Origin of the sequence: Rhizobium acaciae, from assembly GCF_025941625.1 — a bacterium.
GTDB classification, from domain to species: Bacteria; Pseudomonadota; Alphaproteobacteria; order Rhizobiales; family Rhizobiaceae; genus Rhizobium; species Rhizobium acaciae.
On record NZ_JAPCZO010000004.1, the window covers coordinates 279225 to 298159 of the forward strand.

Here is an 18935-nt window from a genome sequence, read left to right on the forward strand (position 1 = left end):
TTTCGTCGAAAATGTGAAGACAAAAAGGGGTTACTCCGACAGATTCTTGCGGAAACAGGGTTAACTGGCGCATTTTGAACCAAAATCCACAGAAAAACGGCAGAGCAGGGCCTATTTTTAGCCAGAAACGGCCACTGGGTTAACCATCCGGAGATATCGCCGTCGAATTCCTGCGCCGCTTGCTGCGTAAGCTATTCCACAGAATTGGAAGATGGAGCAAATTCCGACCCCAAGGCAGCCGCTTTGACGAATGCCATTTCAACAACGATGCCGCATCTTCGTCTGACAAGGCTGAAAACTTATGGTAGCATCATCAGGCTGCGTATTGAGGGATGCGGAGCACGACGGGGAACACCATATTAACTTGAGTATCTGGTTGTGACAGGGATGGTTTGCGGACGAGCGACACAGGGGTGCTCGCCGCGTGGCGAACGGCAAAAGGACAATGCTGAGGACATTTGAAAAGGCGGCGCTCGAAGCCGGCAAGGCCATCATCACGGTCTTGCGCGAAGGCTTCCCCGTCGCCATGAAGGCGGATGCAAGTCCGGTCACGGTCGCCGACGAGGAGGCCGAACGTATCATCCTCGCTCATCTCGCCAGAGATTATCCCGAAATACCCGTGGTGGCGGAAGAATCGGTCGCCGCCGGCAAGGTGCCCGACATCGCTGGCCGAGGCTTCTTCCTCGTCGACCCTCTCGACGGCACGCGTGAATTCGTCGACGGACGACAGGAATTCACCGTCAACATCGCCTATATCGAGAACGGCGCCCCGGTGGCCGGCATCGTCTATGCGCCGGCGCTGGGGCTTGCCTTCTCTGGAGAACGCGGCCACGCCGAAAGGCTCGTCGTCATGGACGATTTCACGGTTGGCGCACGCAACGCAATCACGGTGCGCGAACAGCCGGACGACAGGCTGGCGCTTGCAAGCCTTCGCCACAACAGCCCGGAGACCGGAAGCTTCCTCGCCGACCATGCGATCTTCAAATGCACCAATATCGGTTCCTCTCTGAAGTTCTGCCTGCTCGCCGAAGGCAAGGCCGACGTTTATCCGCGTTTCACCCGCACGATGGAATGGGACACCGCGGCCGGTGATGCGGTGCTACGCGCCGCTGGCGGTTCGACGGTGACGCTGGACGGAACGCCGCTGACCTACGGCAAGACGGGACCGGCGGCCGATTTCGACTTCGCCAACCCGAACTTCATCTCCTGGGGCGGCAGGAAACGCGTCCTTGAACCGGCGTAACCACCCGCGGGTATCGCTGAATACCGGCAGGCGGCGCAATCCTTTGCATCGCCGCCACGCGTCCAGGTCTGACGCAACGATCCGCGATTGACCTGCAGCAGCCCCTTACCCACCGATATCCTCCCCTGCGGGTCCGGAAGGGTGTCCACGATCCCAATTTCCAGCCGTGAGTGATTCGCCCGATCGGGCCTCACCAAGTGATTCTGGCCAGAAACTCGGCGCTCTGTATCGTTTCCGGACGCTATACCGCCACCCAACCCGCCTTGATTTTGTCACATTCTGACACGGCTTCGACACCGATCGATATCTTCATCAGAAAAATTTCGCCTCGTCTGCCGTTAAGAAATACGGTTAAGAGCCACGGGCCAGGTGTCGAAACGGCACGTCGCCAGCCCCCGGCGAACCCCTCCAAAGGCCTAGAAACTTTGACAAAATTTCAATTATTAACGAAATATCATGAGCTTGCCTCAACTTAACGCAGATGCGAAAGATTTGCTGCGATGCGATATTTCTCTGGACACCATTACACAATTGTCGCATTTTTCCGTTTTAGTAGGGTTACCAAGACCTAAGTGCAGCCCTGGTGACAGGGTTAACCATTGATCGCCTATTGCCGCCGCGCCCCCTCGAAGACAACAGAGTACGATCCTTGAGCATCACGGAATTAAACAACAGCATTTCGACAGAGTCCTTCCGGCCGAGCCGCCGCCAGCAGCCGAGCCTGAAGATCCAGACCCCTGTTATCCACAGCGATGCGCCGCAGGCGCCGTTGGTGGATCTGGTCCTGAAGCGGGCGTTCGACATTGTTTCGTCGTTGAGCGCCCTCCTCGTCCTTGCCCCTTTCCTTCTGTTCGTCGCCCTGCTGATCAAGATCGACAGCCCAGGGCCGGTGCTCTTCAAGCAGACCCGCTGGGGCAAGAACTGCAAGGCCATCAAGGTCTACAAGTTCCGTTCCATGCGCACCGACCTCTGCGACGTCTCCGGCGTTGCCCAGACGGTGATGAACGATCCGCGCGTCACTCGCGTCGGTGCCATTCTGCGCCGCACGAATGTCGATGAGTTGCCGCAGCTGCTGAACGTACTGCTGGGCCACATGTCGGTCGTCGGCCCGCGCTGCCATGCGATCGGCATGCGCGCCGGCGGCGTGCTCTACGAAGAGCTCGTACCGGAATACCATCAGCGCCATGCGATGCGCCCCGGCATGACGGGTCTTGCCCAGATGCGCGGCCTGCGCGGTCCGACCGATCGTCCGGCCAAGGCGCGCGCCCGCATCGCCAGCGATCTCTACTACGTCGGGAATTTTTCGATCTTGATGGACATGCGCATCATTTTCGGAACCGTCGTGTCGGAGCTGACCCGCGGAAAGGGCTTCTAAAGCACGTCGCGATCTTTCAGATTCGCTCCTCGCGCTTTAGGCTTTGTTTTGCGCATGTCGCACAAAAAGTGATGCACACTTTGCGCGACATGCTACCCAGCTTTAGCTTTGTGAGAAAGGGCCGGCTGCCTCAGAGCAGCCGGTACCGGAATGCTCCGGCGACCGCCTGCATGCGGCTGACCGAATCGAGCTTGCGCATCGCGCTCTTCAGATAACCCACCACCGTATGCGACGAGAGATCGAGAATGATCGCGATCTCGTCGCTGCTCTTGCCGGCCGCCGACTACAGCGCCGCGCGTCTTTTTAGACGCGCAAAGGACGCTGTAGCACTTTGAATTGCTGGCTGATTCCTTAAATCGATTCCGATTTAGGGAATCAGCCAGCGTCGCAGGCATTCGATTTCGCGCCGGGTGAGCGTCTCCAACGGGCCATCCTCCACGCTGCTGCTACGCGAAACTTTGTCCAGAAGCTCCATGCAGCCATAGAGCAGCGCCATCGCCTGCTCTCGCTTGGGTATGGGACAGCCGCCTCAGAAGGCGAAGATGTATTGTTTCAGGTCAGCGTCGTGCAGCGTGAAGGCGAAGGTATTCTTCAGCCCATGCATCTGAAGGAGCACGTTGAGTTTGCGGTTTTCCTGATTGGCGGCGCTGCCCGCAAACGACCCCTCCTCGCAGAAGATCGGCACGATCGTCCGCTTCATCGCGGTCACCAATCTGCTGCAATAGAAGAGATCGGCAGCCTCGTAAGAGCCGACAAGGCTTTGCGGCCAATTGCTGATCAACCGGTTTTCGGTGAAAGCTGTGCGGTCGCCCCGCGGGAAAGCCGAGAGCAGATAGAAATCGAAGCCCGCAAGCTTCGCCATCGCGTCGAGCCGTTCCTTGCCGTCGTCGGCCGAAACCCCGGCGCCATCGGCCTGCGAAGGCGAAAATGCAGCATCCTCAGCGCAGTCGCCGACTGCGCGTTCACGTCTTTTCATCTTCGTATCCTCGTATGGCCAGCTTCGGTTCGGCCTCGCTGCCGGCGGCGAAAACTTCGCGCCGGGGCATCAGCAAAAGGCGGCTTCTGCCCGCATCCCAAGGATACGAAGCATCAAAAACGCGAACTGGACTGATACAGCGGGAAGAACGGAGACGAAGTCTTGCGCTCATTCTTATGTGCCGCCCTTACAAGATCGTCCCGGAAAATCAGCTGATATTTATTCCGCATGGCTCTCACGCAGGCGCTACAAATTGACGTAGCGGCAGGCAGCCGCCCCGATCGTCTGCCAGAGCGGGCGTCTAAATTTGTTATCAAAGTCTTACGATGGGTTTAGGCAATTTTTAAATGTGGCAGGCTAGAGTGGGGCTCGTGGTCTTGCGTTGTGTAGAGAGTCCAATGACCGAAATGATACGTCCCCGAGTAAAATATGTCATCGGCCCCGATGGCAGCCCCCTGACGATCGCGGATCTTCCGCCGCCCAATACGCGGCGCTGGGTGATTCGCCGGAAGGCAGAGGTTGTCGCGGCTGTCCGCGGTGGCTTGTTGAGCTTGGAAGAGGCCTGCGAGCGTTACACGCTCACGGTCGAAGAATTCCTGTCCTGGCAGTCGTCGATCAACAGCCACGGTCTTGCCGGCCTGCGCACCACGCGCATTCAGCAATATCGTCACTGATCACACCCCAGCATTGACGACATTTATTTCGGGCCGGACGCATCTCCCATGAGGGAATGAAGAAGGCCCGAAATCATTGACGAGGCCGCGTAGCACCAGAGGCCGGGCTGCGTGAAGGCATCCGCCAGCCCCGTCGTCTTCGCCGCCGCAATGACGATCGCGACGAGTAGCACATCCATCATCGACCACTTGGACAGATGCGGTACGACGCGACGATAGAACAGGCTGCCGGCCCCACCTCCGGCGGCCGTCGCTTCTGCGGTGATCCCCATCGCCTCCACGGTGATGCCGATCATCTTCAGAAACGGGAGCAGAATCGAAACCAGGGCGACGATTGCCGCCAGCAGCCCGTCCCCGCCTTGCCAAAGCGAGACGATGATTTCGATGAGCGACGGCGTTTCGTCGAAGAAATACAGCGTCTCGAAACGGACCAGAGGCAAGACGAGGCCGAGCGCCAGGAAGAACGGCGCAGCCACGAGAAGCACGGGGCGAGCCATCGAAAGCGCACTCATTGCCCTGAACCTCTCATCGATCCGACATTTTGCATGAACACTCTGTCTCCTGCCTGTATTGCCTCCACGGCTTGGCACGACCGCGCCGCCATGTCACGGTCCGCTACGACAATATCGGTTATGAGGAAAGACAATGGACATTCGAAGTGAGGAAGGCGTCTCCGGCGGCCGCTATGTGGCCGAGGTCGAAGGGCACGAGGCGGAGATGACCTATTCGCGCACATCGCCGAAGCTGGTCATCATCGATCACACCGCCGTCCCCGATGCGCTGCGCGGCAAAGGTGTCGGCCAGGCACTGGCGCTCCACGCCGTAGAGGCAGCCCGCACCGGCGGCTGGAAGATCTTCCCGCTCTGCCCATTTTTCAAGGCGCAGGCGCAACACCATCCGGAATGGAAGGATGTCGTGAATTAATCCATGTCGCCCAAAAACGCACAGCGGGTTTTGGGACAAGGACATGCATAAGACAAATCATCCCCGCGGGAGACGAATCTCGTTTCGCATGGGAGCGACGCCATAAGGCAAACACCAAAAGCCATGTATAACGGACAGCGCGCCCATCATACATGGCTTCTCAGTGGCGATCCCAGGGCGCCGAAGCCGGCACCCAGCCGTTTCTGTTACGCCCTTGCTCTGGCGCCGCCGTCACGCTCTTCCAGCGCTGTGGCCCTTGCATATTCCGCCTGCATCTCCTCGAGCGCCATTTCCAGCGTCTCTTCCTGCATCTTCAGTTCCTTGATCGAAACCTGCAGGTTGTCGGCCCGCTGACGCGCGGCCTTGGCGAAGGTCGGATAAGCAAAGTGATTCGGGTCGGAAATACCGGACTTCTTTTCCTCGACGACGATCTGGCTCTCCAGATCCTTCGTCATCCGTTCGAATTCGGACATCATCATCTGCAACTGCTGCAACTGACGTCGTTTTTCGTTCACCTGAAATTCCTTCAGGCGAACGAGACTTTCTCGCGACTTCATACGCATTACTCCCGTGATGCGAGACCCCGGCTCAACTTGAAACCGCCCTGCGCGCCGCTTTGACACGGTTTGCTAAAAAATTTCCTGCGATATTAACAAATACCTACCGCTGGTAACCTTTCGTTTACGGGCATCGTTAATGATAGCCCCGATGATTTAAGGGTCGGTAAATGCCGAGGCATGAAGTTCGAACCTTTTCATTGGCGAGTCGGATGAATCACTTAGCGCTGTTTCCTAATGTTAAAGTTGAGGAGCACCTTTTTGAGATTCCTATTGGAAAACAGAGAAATGGAAAAATTGTTTAATAAATTCGATACTCCTTGCCAGAGTGAATTAGAATTTGTTAACCATTTCGTGGCAGCTTTCAAATCACGTAGCGTGTTCGGTATCGTGTAGGGGGCCAGACCACCTTTCGGCGGCGGTAAAGGGGATAATTATGCGGGTACTTCTAATCGAGGATGACAGCGCGACAGCGCAGAGCATCGAGTTGATGCTTAAATCAGAGAGTTTTAATGTTTATACCACCGATCTCGGTGAAGAAGGCGTCGATCTGGGCAAGCTGTATGATTATGATATCATCCTTCTCGATCTGAACCTGCCCGACATGTCCGGATATGAAGTGCTTCGCACTCTCCGGCTGTCCAAGGTCAAGACGCCCATCCTTATTCTGTCGGGCATGGCCGGCATCGAAGACAAGGTTCGCGGCCTCGGTTTCGGCGCTGACGACTACATGACCAAGCCGTTCCACAAGGACGAGCTCGTCGCCCGCATCCACGCCATCGTCCGCCGCTCCAAGGGCCACGCCCAGTCGGTCATCATGACCGGCGAGCTGATCGTCAACCTCGATGCCAAGACTGTCGAAGTCGGCGGCCAGCGCGTCCACCTGACGGGCAAGGAATATCAGATGCTGGAGCTGCTTTCGCTCCGCAAGGGCACCACCCTCACCAAGGAAATGTTCCTGAACCACCTCTACGGCGGCATGGACGAGCCGGAACTGAAGATCATCGACGTCTTCATCTGCAAGCTTCGCAAGAAGCTCGCCAATGCTGCCGGCGGCGCCAACTACATCGAGACCGTCTGGGGCCGTGGTTACGTTCTTCGCGAGCCGGATGGTGCCGAATACGCCGAAACCGCCTGATTATTTCTTTCCGATCCCCCTTATCGGATAAACGAAGATCCCGCCCTTTCGGCGGGATTTTTCGTTTCTGCCTACGGTAATAGTAATAAGAATCCGCCCTCGCAGCACATGATCTCAGGCTGGATCGGCCTGAGATCCTCCGTTATTTCGATCTAGGAAATAGTGCGGGGCGCCGAAACGGCTTGCACGCGACATCATGCTCCAGCGATGCCGATATCGGCGGAAAGAGATCTGCCTGTCAGGCGGCGATCGCGCGGTTTCCGAAAACGGCGGTCAGGATCTTGCGATCGAACGGCTTCAGCAGGAAGTCGGTGGCCCCGGCCCGTTTGCCTGCCATCAGTTTCTTCAGATCCGCCTCGACGACGCAGTAGTAGATCTTGACCTCTTTGCCGCCCTCCATGGCACGGATGGCAGCGATGAGGTCGAGGGCGCCTTCCATGCCGGAATCGACGATCAGATATTCCGGCAGCTCCGCCTGGCAGCGCTGCAGCGCCTCGCCGGCGTTGGAGGCCTCGCTGACGAGAAAGTCGAGTTCGGAGAGAATGCGCTTGCCGACCTTGCGGACGATGTCCGAATTATCGGTGATCATGAACCTTTGCATGGCCGCTCCTTTGCCCCCGCATTCGTCGCAGCAAGAGGCCTCTTACAACCCTGGAGAATAGGTCCATCAGGCTAACGAATTGTTACCGGACGGGGCGCCGTCACAGGTGCGCGCCCCGAAATCAGGCTGCCGCAGCCACTGCCGTGAACACCAATTCGTCGGCGCTGGCGCTGTGATCAAGCGCCATTCCGCACTCCTGCGCCAGAAGCACGGTGTAATAGGGCTGGATCGAATGGGCATCGATCGCTTCCTCGATAGTGCCGGTCGATATCTCGACGAACTTCGGCGGCAGGCGCATCAGTTTGCCTTTGGACGTCAGCTTGAACTTCGCATCGAACTCGGGATTTTCGAGCGTTACCTCGAGCACGCCGCCGCGCGGAATGGCGGAATAGGCAACGAGGAAGAGGTTGAGCAGCAGCTTGACACGGTTCTTGGCGACGATTGCGCGCGGTCCGTTCCAGATCACCTCGGTCTTCTTTTCGGCGACGGCGAAATCCTTGGCTGCGCGCTCGGCCTCGCCGGTGTCGATCGAGGCGCCGACGGAGCCCGACGCGCCGAAGGCGAGACGTGCGAATTTCAGGCGGACGGAAGCATTGAGCGCGCTGGTGCGGATCAGGTCCATCGCATCGGCATCGGCGCCGCCTTCATCCAGGAGCTCCAGCCCGTTATTGATCGCGCCGACCGGCGAGATGACATCGTGGCAAACGCGGCTGCAAAGAAGCGCGGCCAGATCCGGGCCGGACAGGGTGAGATTGGGGTTCTTGGACATCATTGTCTCCTGATGGGCGGCAATTTCATTGCGCCCGGAATATGCTTCATCAAAATTGCGCGAAGTTTGCGATCGTACTCGATGCCATAATGACACCATATTTGGTAAACCGATTGTTAAGATCATCGGCGCAAAATGCACCAATCGCCGCGAGCGGTTGCCCGCTCTTAGCCAAACGACGAACGGATGACACCATGCGCCCTCAATTTCCGCACCGATTCATCGGCTTCTGCAGGTTACTTTCGGCCCTCATCTTCTCCTCGCTGATGGTTGCCGGGCCGGCTGCCGCCCAGGACAACGGCCAGTACACGATGCAGGAAATCGTCGACGCCGGCCACTCCTTCTTCGGCTCCGCCAGCGGCGGACTTGCCAAAGTGGTCGAGAGTGCCTTCCAGAAATACGGCCTGCCGAACGGCTATATCCTCGGACAGGAAGGCGGCGGCGCCTTCATCGCCGGCCTGACCTATGGCGAAGGCCAGCTGAACACCAAGAACGCCGGCGAACATAATCTCTACTGGCAGGGCCCCTCGCTCGGCCTCGATTACGGCGGCCAGGGCTCACGCGTAATGATGCTGGTCTACGACCTGCCCTCCGTCAACGGCATCTATGCCCGGTTCGGCGGCGTCAGCGGCTCGGCCTATGTGATCGCCGGCTTCGGCATGACGCTGCTCAAGAACAACGACGTGCTGGTCGTGCCGATCCGCACCGGCGTCGGTGCTCGCCTCGGCGTCAATGTCGGCTATCTCAAGATCACCCAGGCGCCGACCTGGAACCCCTTCTGAGGCCTCAAAGCCGCTGGAATCTGCCGCCGTCCCCACCGGCGGCCTTGCCATGCGCGTCACGCGTGCTTAATCATCGCGGCTGACCTCGTATCAACCTTCTTACCGATGGCCGCGCCGTGATCGAATATGCTCTCTTGTTCGGATTGGGCTTCCTGACCGCGGCCTTCCTCGTCTTTCTGGTCTCGCCCGCCGTTCACCGCCGCATCGTCTGGTATACGGAGAACAGGCTGAAAGCGACGATGCCGCTGAGCCCGCAGGAGGTCCGCGCCCAGAAAGACATGGTGCGCGCGCTCTATGCCGCCGAAAACGCCCGCACCACCCAGGATCTTCTGCGTGAGCGCGAGAAATCCCTGTCGTTCCAGCTTCGCCACGACGCCCTCGCCGTCGATGCCGGCAGGCTTGCCGCCGAGATCGGCGAATTGCAGGCCCAGATCGGCGAGATGCATGTCGAGGCGGCCGACCAGCGCTCGCATCTGCGCAAGGACGAGAACTATATCAGCCAGTTGAAGACCAATCTGCATATTGCCGAGCAGTCCGCTGCCAACAAGGAGAGCGAACTGGCGACGATGAGGACGCGGCTGAGCAAACTCGGTGAACAGGCCGATGGGCTGCGAATAGACCTGGCCGCGCGCGAGACCGAGGCGGAGAGCCTGAAATTCCGCGTCAACGCGCTGCGCGACGAACGCGACACACTGCGCCAGGACGTCAGTCTGCTGCAGAAGCGCGCCAAGGATGCCGAACAGAAACTGACGCAGCAGCAGCATATGGTGATCCGCCTGGAGGATAAGGCCGCGCGAGAGAGCGCTTCCGCCATCGAAAAGGAAACCCTGGTCGCTCGCCGCCAGCAGGAGATCGCCAGGTTGAAGGAGCAGTTGAAGACCGCCAACGCCGAGATCCGCAAGGTCAACCGGGTGCTGCGCGACGCCGGCCTTGCCGGGATGGTCGCGGAGCTGCCGGCGGAAATGACGGCCGAAGACACGACCACATCGACGCTCGACACCGCTGTCGTCACGGCTGAGATGGGCGAGGATGTCCGTAAACGCAGCGCCGCCCTGGCCGAGCGCCTGCAAAAGGCAAAGGCCGTAGGCGGACGCGATGGTGCGATCCGCGAGGAGATCGCCTCGATCGCCGCCAATATGGTGGCGTTGACCGCACTGAACGAGGGTCCCTCCTCGCCGATCCGCGCGCTGCTCGTCGAAGGTGCGGAAAAGAGTCCCAACGATCGTGTCAATCTTGCCGACAGGGCAGCCGCGATCCTCGCCGATCCCCCGAGCGTCCGATAGGACGCGCGGCGCGCATGTTTGACCATCATGTTTGAATTGACGCAGAACCCTGAAAATCGATTCCGATTTGAGAGGGTATGCGTTAGACCCGGCCCATCGCCGAGGCCATCGAAAACAACGCAATCCCCGTCGCCGTCGCGGCATTGAGGCTGTCGAGTTCCTCCGACTGTGGAATGCGCGCGCTCTGGAAGCGCGCAAGCAGCGCCTCCGGCAACCCCTCGCCCTCGGTGCCGACGACGAGCGCCATGCGCGTCGAGGCCGGAATGGCGCGGATATCGGTCTTGCCGTGCGGTGAAAGCGTCCAGATGGCAAAGCCCCGTTCGGCAAGCGCCACGAGTACATCCAGCGCCTTGCCGCCGCGGCGGTGTGGAACGCTCAGCACCGAACCGACCGAAACACGCAGCGCCTTCCGGTAGAGTGGATCACAGGAGGTTTCGTCGAGCAGCACCGCATCCGCCCGGAAGGCCGCCGCATTGCGGAACATCGAGCCGGCATTGTCGTGATTGGAAATACCGCAGCCGACGAGCACCAGCGCCCGTTCCGGCAGCGCGTCGAGAATTGCCGCCTCCCCGCGGTCCTGTCGCCGGCCGAGCGCGAGAACGCCGCGATGCAGATGGAAACCGACGACGCCGTCGAGCACATCCGCCCCGGCGACATAGACCGGCACATCGACCGGAAACCGCTCCAGGATGGGCAGCACGCCCTCGACGCGGTTGCGCAGCAGCAGGATCTTCTCGGCGAAAAAGCCGTGGCCTGCCGCATGCGCCTCGGCGAGCATGCGCAGCACGACCGTGCCTTCGGCGATGAAGCGGTTCTCTCGGCCCGTCAGGTCACGCTCGCGGATCTCGCGGAATTCAGCGACGCGCGGATCGTCGGCGCTGTCGATGTCGATCGGGACGGCGGCCATGCCGGCCTCAATTGCCCGTAACAGTGACGTCAGCGACGGTGCGGCCGGTCCTGAGATCGTAGACCAGCGCCTTGTTCTTGCCCTCGACCGTTTCGCCGTAGAACAGAAGCTGCCCTGCCGAAAACGAGGTGGACTGCACCTTGAAGCCGAGTGGCAGGGAAACGGTTGCCGCAAGCGGCGCATCCGAGGGCACGCCGGAGGCAGTAACAGCCGACGCCGTCTCCTTCGGCTCGCTGTGCATCACCTTGTAGACAACCGCGCCGAAGACCGCCATAAGGCTCACGAACATGATGGCGCCGGAGACGATCTGCAGGCGGACCATCTTGCGCCGGACACTTTCCATCGCCGGATCAAGGGGCTTCTCTTCCTGGTCGTCTGGCTCGATTGCTGTCATCTGTGCGTCCCGTTCTAAAAAATACGTCGGAGAAGAAGCGTCTTGAGCGACCCCTTTAAACAAGCAGCCGGCAATAGAAAAGTCCTGACCGCCGATGAAACTGCCGAAGGCCGGTTGGACGCCTGGCTGACGGCGCAGGTCGGCGAGGAATTTTCGCGCAGCCGCATCAAGGCGCTGATCAAGGACGGCCAGGTTTTTCTGCGCGGCGAACCCGTCACCGACCCGCAGCGCAAGGTGCGCACCGGCGACAGTTTCGAACTCACGCTGCCCGAGCCGGAAGACCCGACGCCGCAGGGCGAGGACATCCCGCTCGATATCCTCCATGAGGACGACGACGTCATCGTCATCTCCAAACCTTCTGGTCTCGTCGTCCATCCCGGCGCCGGCAACTGGACGGGGACGCTGGTCAACGCGCTGATCCACCATTGCAGCGATACACTTTCCGGCATCGGCGGCGTGCGCCGCCCTGGCATCGTCCATCGTCTCGACAAGGACACGACAGGCGTCATGGTCGTCGCCAAGAACGACATTGCCCATCGCCACCTGTCGCTGCAATTTGCCGACCATGGCCGCACCATGCCGCTCGAGCGGGCCTATCAGGCAATCGTCTGGGGCCGGCCCCGCACGCTGTCGGGCACGGTCGACGCGCCGCTTGGCCGCGCCACCGGCGACCGCACGCGCCGCGCCGTCAAACGCCCCGACAGTCAGGACGCCGACGAGGCGATCACGCACTACCAGGTGATCGAGCGCTTCCATGAGAAGCCGGACGCAACCGCGTTCGCCTCACTGGTCGAGTGCCGCCTGGAAACCGGCCGCACCCACCAGATCCGTGTCCACATGGCCCATATCGGCCATCCGCTGCTCGGCGACACGGTTTACGGCGCCGGCTTCAAGACCAAGGCCAATCTCCTGCCCGAAGAGATCCGCAAGGTCGTCAACGGTTTCGGCCGCCAGGCGCTGCATGCCTTCATGCTGCAGTTCGAGCATCCCCGCACCGGCGAAATCATGCATTTCGAGGTGCCGCTACCGGATGATATGGTCGAACTGGTCGAAGCGCTGCGGCGATAAAGCGGGCTCCCGAATGCCGCCTGCCCAACTCACACCTGCGTGAGCGGCACCTTGAACCGCCGTTTCGCCACACTTATCTGTATATTGACTTAGTGCGGGCTCGCAGTAGAGCCGCACGTCCCGGTTTGCCTTTTTTAACGCGAGGATGCGTTTCCATCGGGAACCGGAATTCACTTTAGGAGGGTGCACTATGGCCCGAAATACCTTGCCGTCCATTACCGCCGGTGAAGCCGGTCTCAATCGTTACCTCGACGAAATCCGCAAGTTCCCGATGCTGGAGCCGCAGCAGGAATACATGCTCGCCAAGCGTTATGCCGAGCATGGCGACCGCGATGCCGCCCACAAGCTCGTCACCAGCCATCTTCGCCTCGTTGCGAAGATCGCGATGGGCTATCGCGGCTACGGCCTGCCGATCGGCGAAGTCGTCTCCGAAGGCAATGTCGGCCTGATGCAGGCCGTCAAGAAGTTCGATGCCGAGCGCGGCTTCCGCCTCGCCACCTACGCCATGTGGTGGATCAAGGCCTCGATCCAGGAATATATCCTGCGTTCGTGGTCGCTGGTGAAGATGGGCACGACCGCCAACCAGAAGCGCCTGTTCTTCAACCTGCGCCGGCTGAAGGGCCGCATCCAGGCAATCGATGACGGCGACCTGAAGCCGGAGCACGTCTCGGAGATCGCCACCAAGCTGAACGTCTCGGAGGAGGAGGTCATTTCGATGAACCGCCGCCTCTCCGGCGACGCCTCGCTGAACGCGCCGATCAAGGCAGCCGAAGGTGACGGCGGCCAATGGCAGGATTGGCTGGTGGATGACCACGACAGCCAGGAAGACGTGCTGATCGAACAGGATGAGCTCGACACCCGCCGGCGCATGCTGGCGAAAGCGATGAGCGTGCTGAACGAGCGCGAACGTCGCATCTTCGAGGCTCGCCGTCTCGCCGAGGATCCAGTGACCCTGGAAGACCTTTCGACCGAATTCGACATCAGTCGCGAACGCGTTCGCCAGATCGAGGTCCGCGCCTTCGAAAAGGTGCAGGACGCCGTCCGCAAGGAAGCCCTGGAACGCGCCAAGGCCGTCCGGGTCGTCGAAGCCACGGCATAAACCTGTCGCGTGATACAATTGAAGAAGGCGGGTCCTTGCGGCCCGCCTTCTCTTTTTCATTCATCTTTCTCCGCAGCCTCGGCACCACACCAAGATCGGGAAACCGTCACTGGCTCGTCGACACATCTCCGAGCGCAGTCCATTCCTTGATCGCGGTATTAAAGGCGTCCGTTCCCGTACCGCCCTTTTCCATCGTCAGCAGCGCGCGGCGGCCGTTGCGGTAGGTGATCGGAATATCGATCCAGTTGCGGGTCGACATCAGGTCGAGATTGGCCTTGCGCGCATCAGGATAATCGTTGAGCGCGATCATGTGGAAATCGTCGGTGATCTTGGCCGGAACCGCGATCAGCGCGTCACCGCGGTCCTGCTCCGTGCGCTTCATCGAGATGCGCTGGACGCTGTCGATGCTGCCGCCTTCGAAATTCGGCGGCACTGAGAAGACGATCTCGACGAGATGGCTTGCCGGCAGCGAGGGATCGGAATTGCGCTTGAAGGTCACGAGAGCCGAGAGATTGCGCTCAGGAACCGTGACATTGCCCTGCACCGTCGCCTCCTGCCGGCCATCTTGGCCGGCCTCGTGCTGCACGCTCCAGACGACCGATCCCTCGATCGCTGTCGGCGAGCTCTGGCCGATGCGCTCCTCATAGAGGAACATCTTTTGCGACGAACCGACGGGCGCCGTCTGCGGCGGCGATGCCACCGGGCCATTGGGCGTCCGCGTGTCGGCGGGTGCCGCATCGCCCTGCGCGCTGGCAGGCGGCGTATCGGCTGCCGCGACATTCTGTTCGGCGACCGATTTTCCTTCCGCGGTCGGCGTTCCCGGCACAGTCGCCGGGCCACTGTCGACCTCGGTTCCATCGGTCAGCAGCCGCTGGGTGAATTTCGAATTGGCCGCAGCGCCGTCATTGTTCACTGACGCTACTTGCGTGTTCGGGTTCGGGTTCGGCTGCGCCGGCACCGCTGGAGTATTCTGCGCTCCTGGTGTGGTTGGCTGGGTTGGCGTCACCGCGCCCGGCTGGGCAGGCGCCGCCGAGCCATCCGGCGGCGTTGCCGCCTCGTTCCTGGTCGCCTGCGACGGTGCCGAGCTGACGAGCCCGTCGACCATCGCCACCAGCGCCTCTCTGTTCGTCCAGCCGGCATAGACGCCGCCGCCGATCAGGATGAGTGCGAAGATGAGCGTGATCACGGTACCGATGCCGAAGCGGCGCCGCTTCGGCTCCATACGGAAGCTCTTGCCCTGCAGCTTGGAGGCAACAATCTGATCGATATCCATCGACGGATTGGCGTCATCGTCATCAGCGGCGACAGAGCCGCGGCGGTCGTAGCCGCGCAGCGCCTTCGCCTCTCGCCAGTCCTCGCTCGGCGCGCCGCTAGCAGGTGCCGGTTTGCCGTTGTGCACTTCCGCGAAGATATCGACATCGTCGAAATGAGAGGCAACCGGCGTCTTCTTATTGTTCCCGGCTTCGATCGGCGGCAGATCGTCGAAGGCGGCCGTCTCCCAGGAAAAACTTTCCTTGGCGGCCGGCATGACAGCCGCGGGTGCCACTTTTTCGAGGCTCGATATCACCTCTTCGAAGGCGCGCGCCGAGGCATCGGCGGTAATCGGCGCCAGCGCCGGCGCCGTCTCCGAATATTGCCGGAGTTCCTCTTCCGCCCATTCGGTCTCCGCATCCTTGGGCGCCGGAGCCGGGGTTTCGGCAACGGGCTCGGTCCAGACGGGGTCGAAATGCGCCGCAGCTTCGGCCTGCAACGGCTCCTCGCGGCTGTGCTCGACGAACTCCTGCGGACGATCGAAATCGGCGACCGGCTCCACCAGGCGGTTGGATGCATGGTCTATGCCGCGGGTGATCGGCGGCAACGGCTCGACGGCCTCATAAGCTTCCTCGGCCTCCGGCTCCTCGCTTCCCACCGCCGCAGGTTCGTCCGCGATCTCGTCGGCGTCCAGGAGATGCTGCTCGTCGGCACGGTCTTCGTCGGCTTGCTCGTCGCGATGCTCGGAGGCTGGCGCTTCCCAGCCGTCATGTTCAGCCGGCACGTCTTCGGCAGCGACGTCGCGCGCCTCGCTGGCATGCCATTCCTCGGCCGGCGCTTCCTCCTCCTGAGAGGGATGCCAGTAGGTCTCGGCCGGACCGGATGTTTCAAGGGAAACCGGTGTCTCGGCGGAAACAGGGGTTTCCGCGGGAACGGATGCTTCAGGGGAAACGAGTGTTTCCTGGGAAAGAGGCTCCTCGGCAGCGACCTCTTCCTCAGCCTCCTCCGGCGCGGCGGCTTCCACGTGATCGGGCTCGTCGGCGACCTCGGCCGCCTGCGGTTCCGCATAGGCTTCGTATGCCGGTTCCTCGACAGCCGTCTCCGGCGCCGGCGCCAGTTCGCTTTCGTCGGGAACCGCTTGTTCTTCGAAGGATTCCGCCGCGGCGACGGCCACAACCGACTCATCGAGCGGCATCGCCTCGGAATGTTCGCCTTCCACTTCGCGGATGGCAGCCTCGAGCTTTTCGAGCTGGCGTTGCAGCATGGCTTCCGGCGGACGCGGCTTCATGTTCTCGAGCTGCCGCTGCACTGCGCCGCGGGCACGTTCGTAGACTTTCACCCGCATCTCGGGGGTATTTTCAGCCAGGCCGTCGACGGCCCGCCGAATGACTGCAATAAAATCCGCCATCAGTACTTTCTCAAGAAGTCCGGTACTCTACCGAACCATCCTCCACAGTGACCCGTGAGCTTAATCCTCAAACGGATCGGTCACAAGTATCGTGTCATCCCGCTCCGGGCTGGTGGACAGGAGCGCGACGGGCGCCCCGATCAGCTCTTCGACCTGGCGAACATATTTGATCGCCTGTGCCGGCAGATCCGCCCAACTGCGGGCGCCGACGGTCGATTCCTTCCATCCCTCCAGCGTGATGTAGATCGGTTCGACTCTAGCTTGCGCTCCCTGGCTTGCGGGAAGATGATCAATCTGTTCGCCGTCGAGCATATAGCCGACGCAGATCTTCAATTCCTCGAGACCGTCGAGCACGTCGAGCTTGGTGAGCGCGATGCCCGTGATGCCATTGGTGGCGATCGATTGGCGCACGAGTGCGGCGTCGAACCAGCCGCAGCGCCGCTTACGTCCGGTCACCACGCCGAACTCATGACCTTTTTCCCCAAGGAATTCACCGATCGCGTCCTTCAGCTCGGTCGGGAACGGACCTTCGCCGACGCGCGTCGTATAGGCCTTGGTGATGCCGAGGATATAACCGAGCGAGCCGGGTCCCATGCCGGAACCGGCTGCCGCCTGGCCGGCCACCGTGTTCGAAGAGGTGACGAAGGGATAGGTGCCGTGATCGATATCAAGCAGAGTGCCTTGCGCGCCTTCGAACAGGATGCGGGAGCCCTTGCGACGCTCCTTGTCGAGGAAGAGCCAGACCGTATCACGGAAGGGCAGCACCCGATCGGCGACCGAGGTCAGTTCGTCCATGATCGCCTGGTGGCTGACTTCGGCAACGCCGAGGCCGCGGCGAAGCGCATTGTGATGCGTCAGAATACGGTCGACCTTGCCGGAAAGACTCTCGAGATCGGCAAGATCCATGACGCGGATGGCGCGGCGGCCGACCTTGTCTTCATAGGCCGGGCCAATGCCGCGGCGCGTCGTGCCGATCTTGGTGCCGCTGTTCGACGCAGCATCCTCGCGCATCGCGTCGAGCTCGCGGTGCAGCGAAAGAATGAGCGTCGCATTGTCTGCGATGCGCAGATTGTCAGGCGTGACCGTCACGCCCTGCGCCTCCAGCCGGCCGATCTCGGCGATCAGCGCATGCGGATCGACGACGACGCCGTTGCCGATCACGGCCATCTTGCCCGGGCGCACGACGCCGGACGGCAGCAGCGAGAGCTTATAGCTCGTACCGTCGATGACGAGCGTATGGCCGGCATTGTGTCCGCCCTGATAGCGCACAACGATATCCGCGCGCTCCGAAAGCCAGTCGACAATCTTGCCCTTGCCTTCGTCACCCCATTGCGAACCGACCACGACTACGTTCGTCATCCAACTCTTCCTGTTACCGGCGCGGAACCGCGCACCTGCTCAAACCCGCGCATCTATAAAGCTTTGTTTTTTGGAAAGCGACCCTGTTGTCACAGCAGATTGGGCTTTTTACGTGACAAATCAGCAGCCGACAGGCTATTTCCCGTCACAAAACGCCGCTCGGCGATCGCGGAAAGACGGGAAGAACGCTCTTGCAAGCCACGGCCTATATCTGCCTCGTTATCGCCACCCTCTGCTGGGGCGGCAACTCCGTCGCCGGCAAACTCGCGCTCGGGCATATCAGCCCGATGATGCTGACCTTCCTGCGCTGGTTCCTCGCCGTCGCAATGATCGCCGTAATTTCAGTACCGCAACTGCGGAAGGACTGGCCGGTGGTGAGGAAGAACCTGCCGTTGCTCCTCTTCTACGGCGTCATCGGCTACACCCTTTTCAACGCTATGCTTTATTCGGCCGTGCAATATACGACGGCGATCAACGTCGCCATCGAACAGGCCGGCATCCCGATGCTGATCTTCCTGCTGAATTTCATGTTCTTCCGTACCGGCATCTCGCTGGCGCAATGTCTTGGTTTCGGCATGACGCTGATCGGCGTCGCCCTGACCGCCGCGCATGGCGACCTCGCAACGCTGCTGCAACTCAGCCTCAACCGCGGCGACGGGCTGATGCTGATCGCCATTGCCGCCTATTCGGTCTACACGATCTTCCTGCGCTGGAAGCCGCCGCTCGACTGGCGCACGCTGATGGCGGTCCCGGCGCTCGGCGCGATGCTGACCTCGCTGCCGCTGCTCCTCTGGGAAGCCGGCCGGGGGGCCGCGCAGTGGCCGGACCAGGCCGGCTGGGTCATCACTCTCTACACGGCGATATTCCCGTCGCTGGTGGCGCAAATCCTCTATATCAAGGGCGTCGTGGCAATCGGCGCCAACCGCGCCGGCCTCTTCATCAATCTCGTGCCGGTGTTCGGAACGCTGCTTTCCGTCGCCCTGATCGGCGAGAGACTGCAGTCCTTCCATGTGATCGCACTGGTGCTGACCTTGGGCGGCATCGCGATCGCCGAAAAGGGCCGTCCGAAAGCTTCGTCGCCGACCGTGACCGCCTCACCCGTGGATTAAAAACCTTTCCTGATCAGG

General features: G+C 61.0%; 18 protein-coding genes and 1 pseudogene. 10 read left to right on the plus strand and 9 right to left on the minus strand.

Features of this window, described 5'->3' with window-relative positions:
* Positions 1-445: 445 nt before the first annotated feature.
* On the plus strand, positions 446-1243 hold the full coding sequence (cysQ, locus tag OLZ32_RS08855; RefSeq protein ID WP_003542343.1) for a 3'(2'),5'-bisphosphate nucleotidase CysQ: 798 nt from the start codon (positions 446-448) through the stop codon (positions 1241-1243).
* Between the two features lie 649 nt (positions 1244-1892).
* A complete protein-coding gene (locus OLZ32_RS08860) occupies positions 1893-2618 on the plus strand; it encodes a sugar transferase (RefSeq protein WP_026158830.1) in 726 nt (241 codons plus the stop codon).
* Between the two features lie 130 nt (positions 2619-2748).
* Here OLZ32_RS08860 and OLZ32_RS08865 read toward each other — a convergent pair.
* Positions 2749-3594: pseudogene (locus OLZ32_RS08865) on the minus strand (LuxR C-terminal-related transcriptional regulator).
* Positions 3595-3992: 398 nt separating this feature from the next.
* Between OLZ32_RS08865 and sciP the strand changes: the two are divergent.
* Positions 3993-4268 (plus strand): CtrA inhibitor SciP, encoded by a 276-nt coding sequence (gene sciP, locus OLZ32_RS08870; RefSeq protein WP_007533628.1) that lies wholly within the window; start codon positions 3993-3995, stop codon positions 4266-4268.
* A 23-nt stretch (positions 4269-4291) separates the two neighbouring features.
* Here sciP and OLZ32_RS08875 read toward each other — a convergent pair whose 3' ends face one another.
* Positions 4292-4858, minus strand: a complete 567-nt coding sequence (locus OLZ32_RS08875) for a paraquat-inducible protein A (protein WP_017961758.1) — start codon at positions 4856-4858, stop codon at positions 4292-4294.
* A 55-nt stretch (positions 4859-4913) separates the two neighbouring features.
* Between OLZ32_RS08875 and OLZ32_RS08880 the strand changes: the two genes are divergently transcribed.
* Positions 4914-5192, plus strand: a complete 279-nt coding sequence (locus OLZ32_RS08880; RefSeq protein WP_264397475.1) for a GNAT family N-acetyltransferase — start codon at positions 4914-4916, stop codon at positions 5190-5192.
* A 206-nt stretch (positions 5193-5398) separates the two neighbouring features.
* Here OLZ32_RS08880 and OLZ32_RS08885 read toward each other — a convergent pair whose 3' ends face one another.
* On the minus strand, positions 5399-5749 hold the full coding sequence (locus tag OLZ32_RS08885; RefSeq protein ID WP_003542353.1) for a hypothetical protein: 351 nt from the start codon (positions 5747-5749) through the stop codon (positions 5399-5401).
* A 436-nt stretch (positions 5750-6185) separates the two neighbouring features.
* Between OLZ32_RS08885 and ctrA the strand changes: the two genes are divergently transcribed.
* Positions 6186-6887, plus strand: a complete 702-nt coding sequence (gene ctrA / locus OLZ32_RS08890; RefSeq protein ID WP_003542362.1) for a response regulator transcription factor CtrA — start codon at positions 6186-6188, stop codon at positions 6885-6887.
* Between the two features lie 238 nt (positions 6888-7125).
* On the opposite strand, the gene OLZ32_RS08895 is transcribed toward ctrA, so the two are convergent.
* On the minus strand, positions 7126-7488 hold the full coding sequence (locus OLZ32_RS08895) for a response regulator (RefSeq protein ID WP_003542364.1): 363 nt from the start codon (positions 7486-7488) through the stop codon (positions 7126-7128).
* A 121-nt stretch (positions 7489-7609) separates the two neighbouring features.
* Positions 7610-8257 (minus strand): histidine phosphotransferase ChpT, encoded by a 648-nt coding sequence (chpT, locus tag OLZ32_RS08900; protein WP_131665238.1) that lies wholly within the window; start codon positions 8255-8257, stop codon positions 7610-7612.
* Between the two features lie 194 nt (positions 8258-8451).
* On the opposite strand from chpT, the gene OLZ32_RS08905 reads away from it, so the two are divergent.
* Entirely contained in the window at positions 8452-9039 is a 588-nt protein-coding gene (locus OLZ32_RS08905; protein ID WP_003542368.1) for a DUF1134 domain-containing protein, read from the plus strand.
* A 116-nt stretch (positions 9040-9155) separates the two neighbouring features.
* A complete protein-coding gene (locus tag OLZ32_RS08910) occupies positions 9156-10322 on the plus strand; it encodes a coiled-coil domain-containing protein (protein WP_003542370.1) in 1167 nt (388 codons plus the stop codon).
* An 82-nt stretch (positions 10323-10404) separates the two neighbouring features.
* Here OLZ32_RS08910 and OLZ32_RS08915 read toward each other — a convergent pair whose 3' ends face one another.
* Positions 10405-11229 carry a TrmH family RNA methyltransferase gene (locus tag OLZ32_RS08915; protein WP_017989242.1) on the minus strand — a complete coding sequence of 275 codons (825 nt, stop codon included), beginning with the start codon at positions 11227-11229 and terminating at the stop codon, positions 10405-10407.
* A 7-nt stretch (positions 11230-11236) separates the two neighbouring features.
* Positions 11237-11623, minus strand: coding sequence for a hypothetical protein (locus OLZ32_RS08920; protein ID WP_003542374.1), 387 nt, complete (start codon positions 11621-11623; stop codon positions 11237-11239).
* A 42-nt stretch (positions 11624-11665) separates the two neighbouring features.
* On the opposite strand from OLZ32_RS08920, the gene OLZ32_RS08925 reads away from it, so the two are divergent.
* Positions 11666-12691 (plus strand): RluA family pseudouridine synthase, encoded by a 1026-nt coding sequence (locus OLZ32_RS08925; RefSeq protein ID WP_003542376.1) that lies wholly within the window; start codon positions 11666-11668, stop codon positions 12689-12691.
* A gap of 190 nt (positions 12692-12881) precedes the next feature.
* Positions 12882-13790: an RNA polymerase sigma factor RpoH gene (gene rpoH, locus OLZ32_RS08930; protein ID WP_003542378.1), complete on the plus strand. Its 909-nt coding sequence runs from the start codon at positions 12882-12884 to the stop codon at positions 13788-13790.
* A gap of 106 nt (positions 13791-13896) precedes the next feature.
* On the opposite strand, the gene OLZ32_RS08935 is transcribed toward rpoH, so the two are convergent.
* Positions 13897-16449, minus strand: coding sequence for a hypothetical protein (locus OLZ32_RS08935; protein ID WP_264420562.1), 2553 nt, complete (start codon positions 16447-16449; stop codon positions 13897-13899).
* Between the two features lie 60 nt (positions 16450-16509).
* Positions 16510-17808 carry an adenylosuccinate synthase gene (locus tag OLZ32_RS08940; protein ID WP_003542381.1) on the minus strand — a complete coding sequence of 433 codons (1299 nt, stop codon included), beginning with the start codon at positions 17806-17808 and terminating at the stop codon, positions 16510-16512.
* Positions 17809-17999: 191 nt separating this feature from the next.
* Between OLZ32_RS08940 and OLZ32_RS08945 the strand changes: the two genes are divergently transcribed.
* Positions 18000-18917 carry a DMT family transporter gene (locus OLZ32_RS08945; protein WP_003542383.1) on the plus strand — a complete coding sequence of 306 codons (918 nt, stop codon included), beginning with the start codon at positions 18000-18002 and terminating at the stop codon, positions 18915-18917.
* Positions 18918-18935 lie beyond the last annotated feature (18 nt).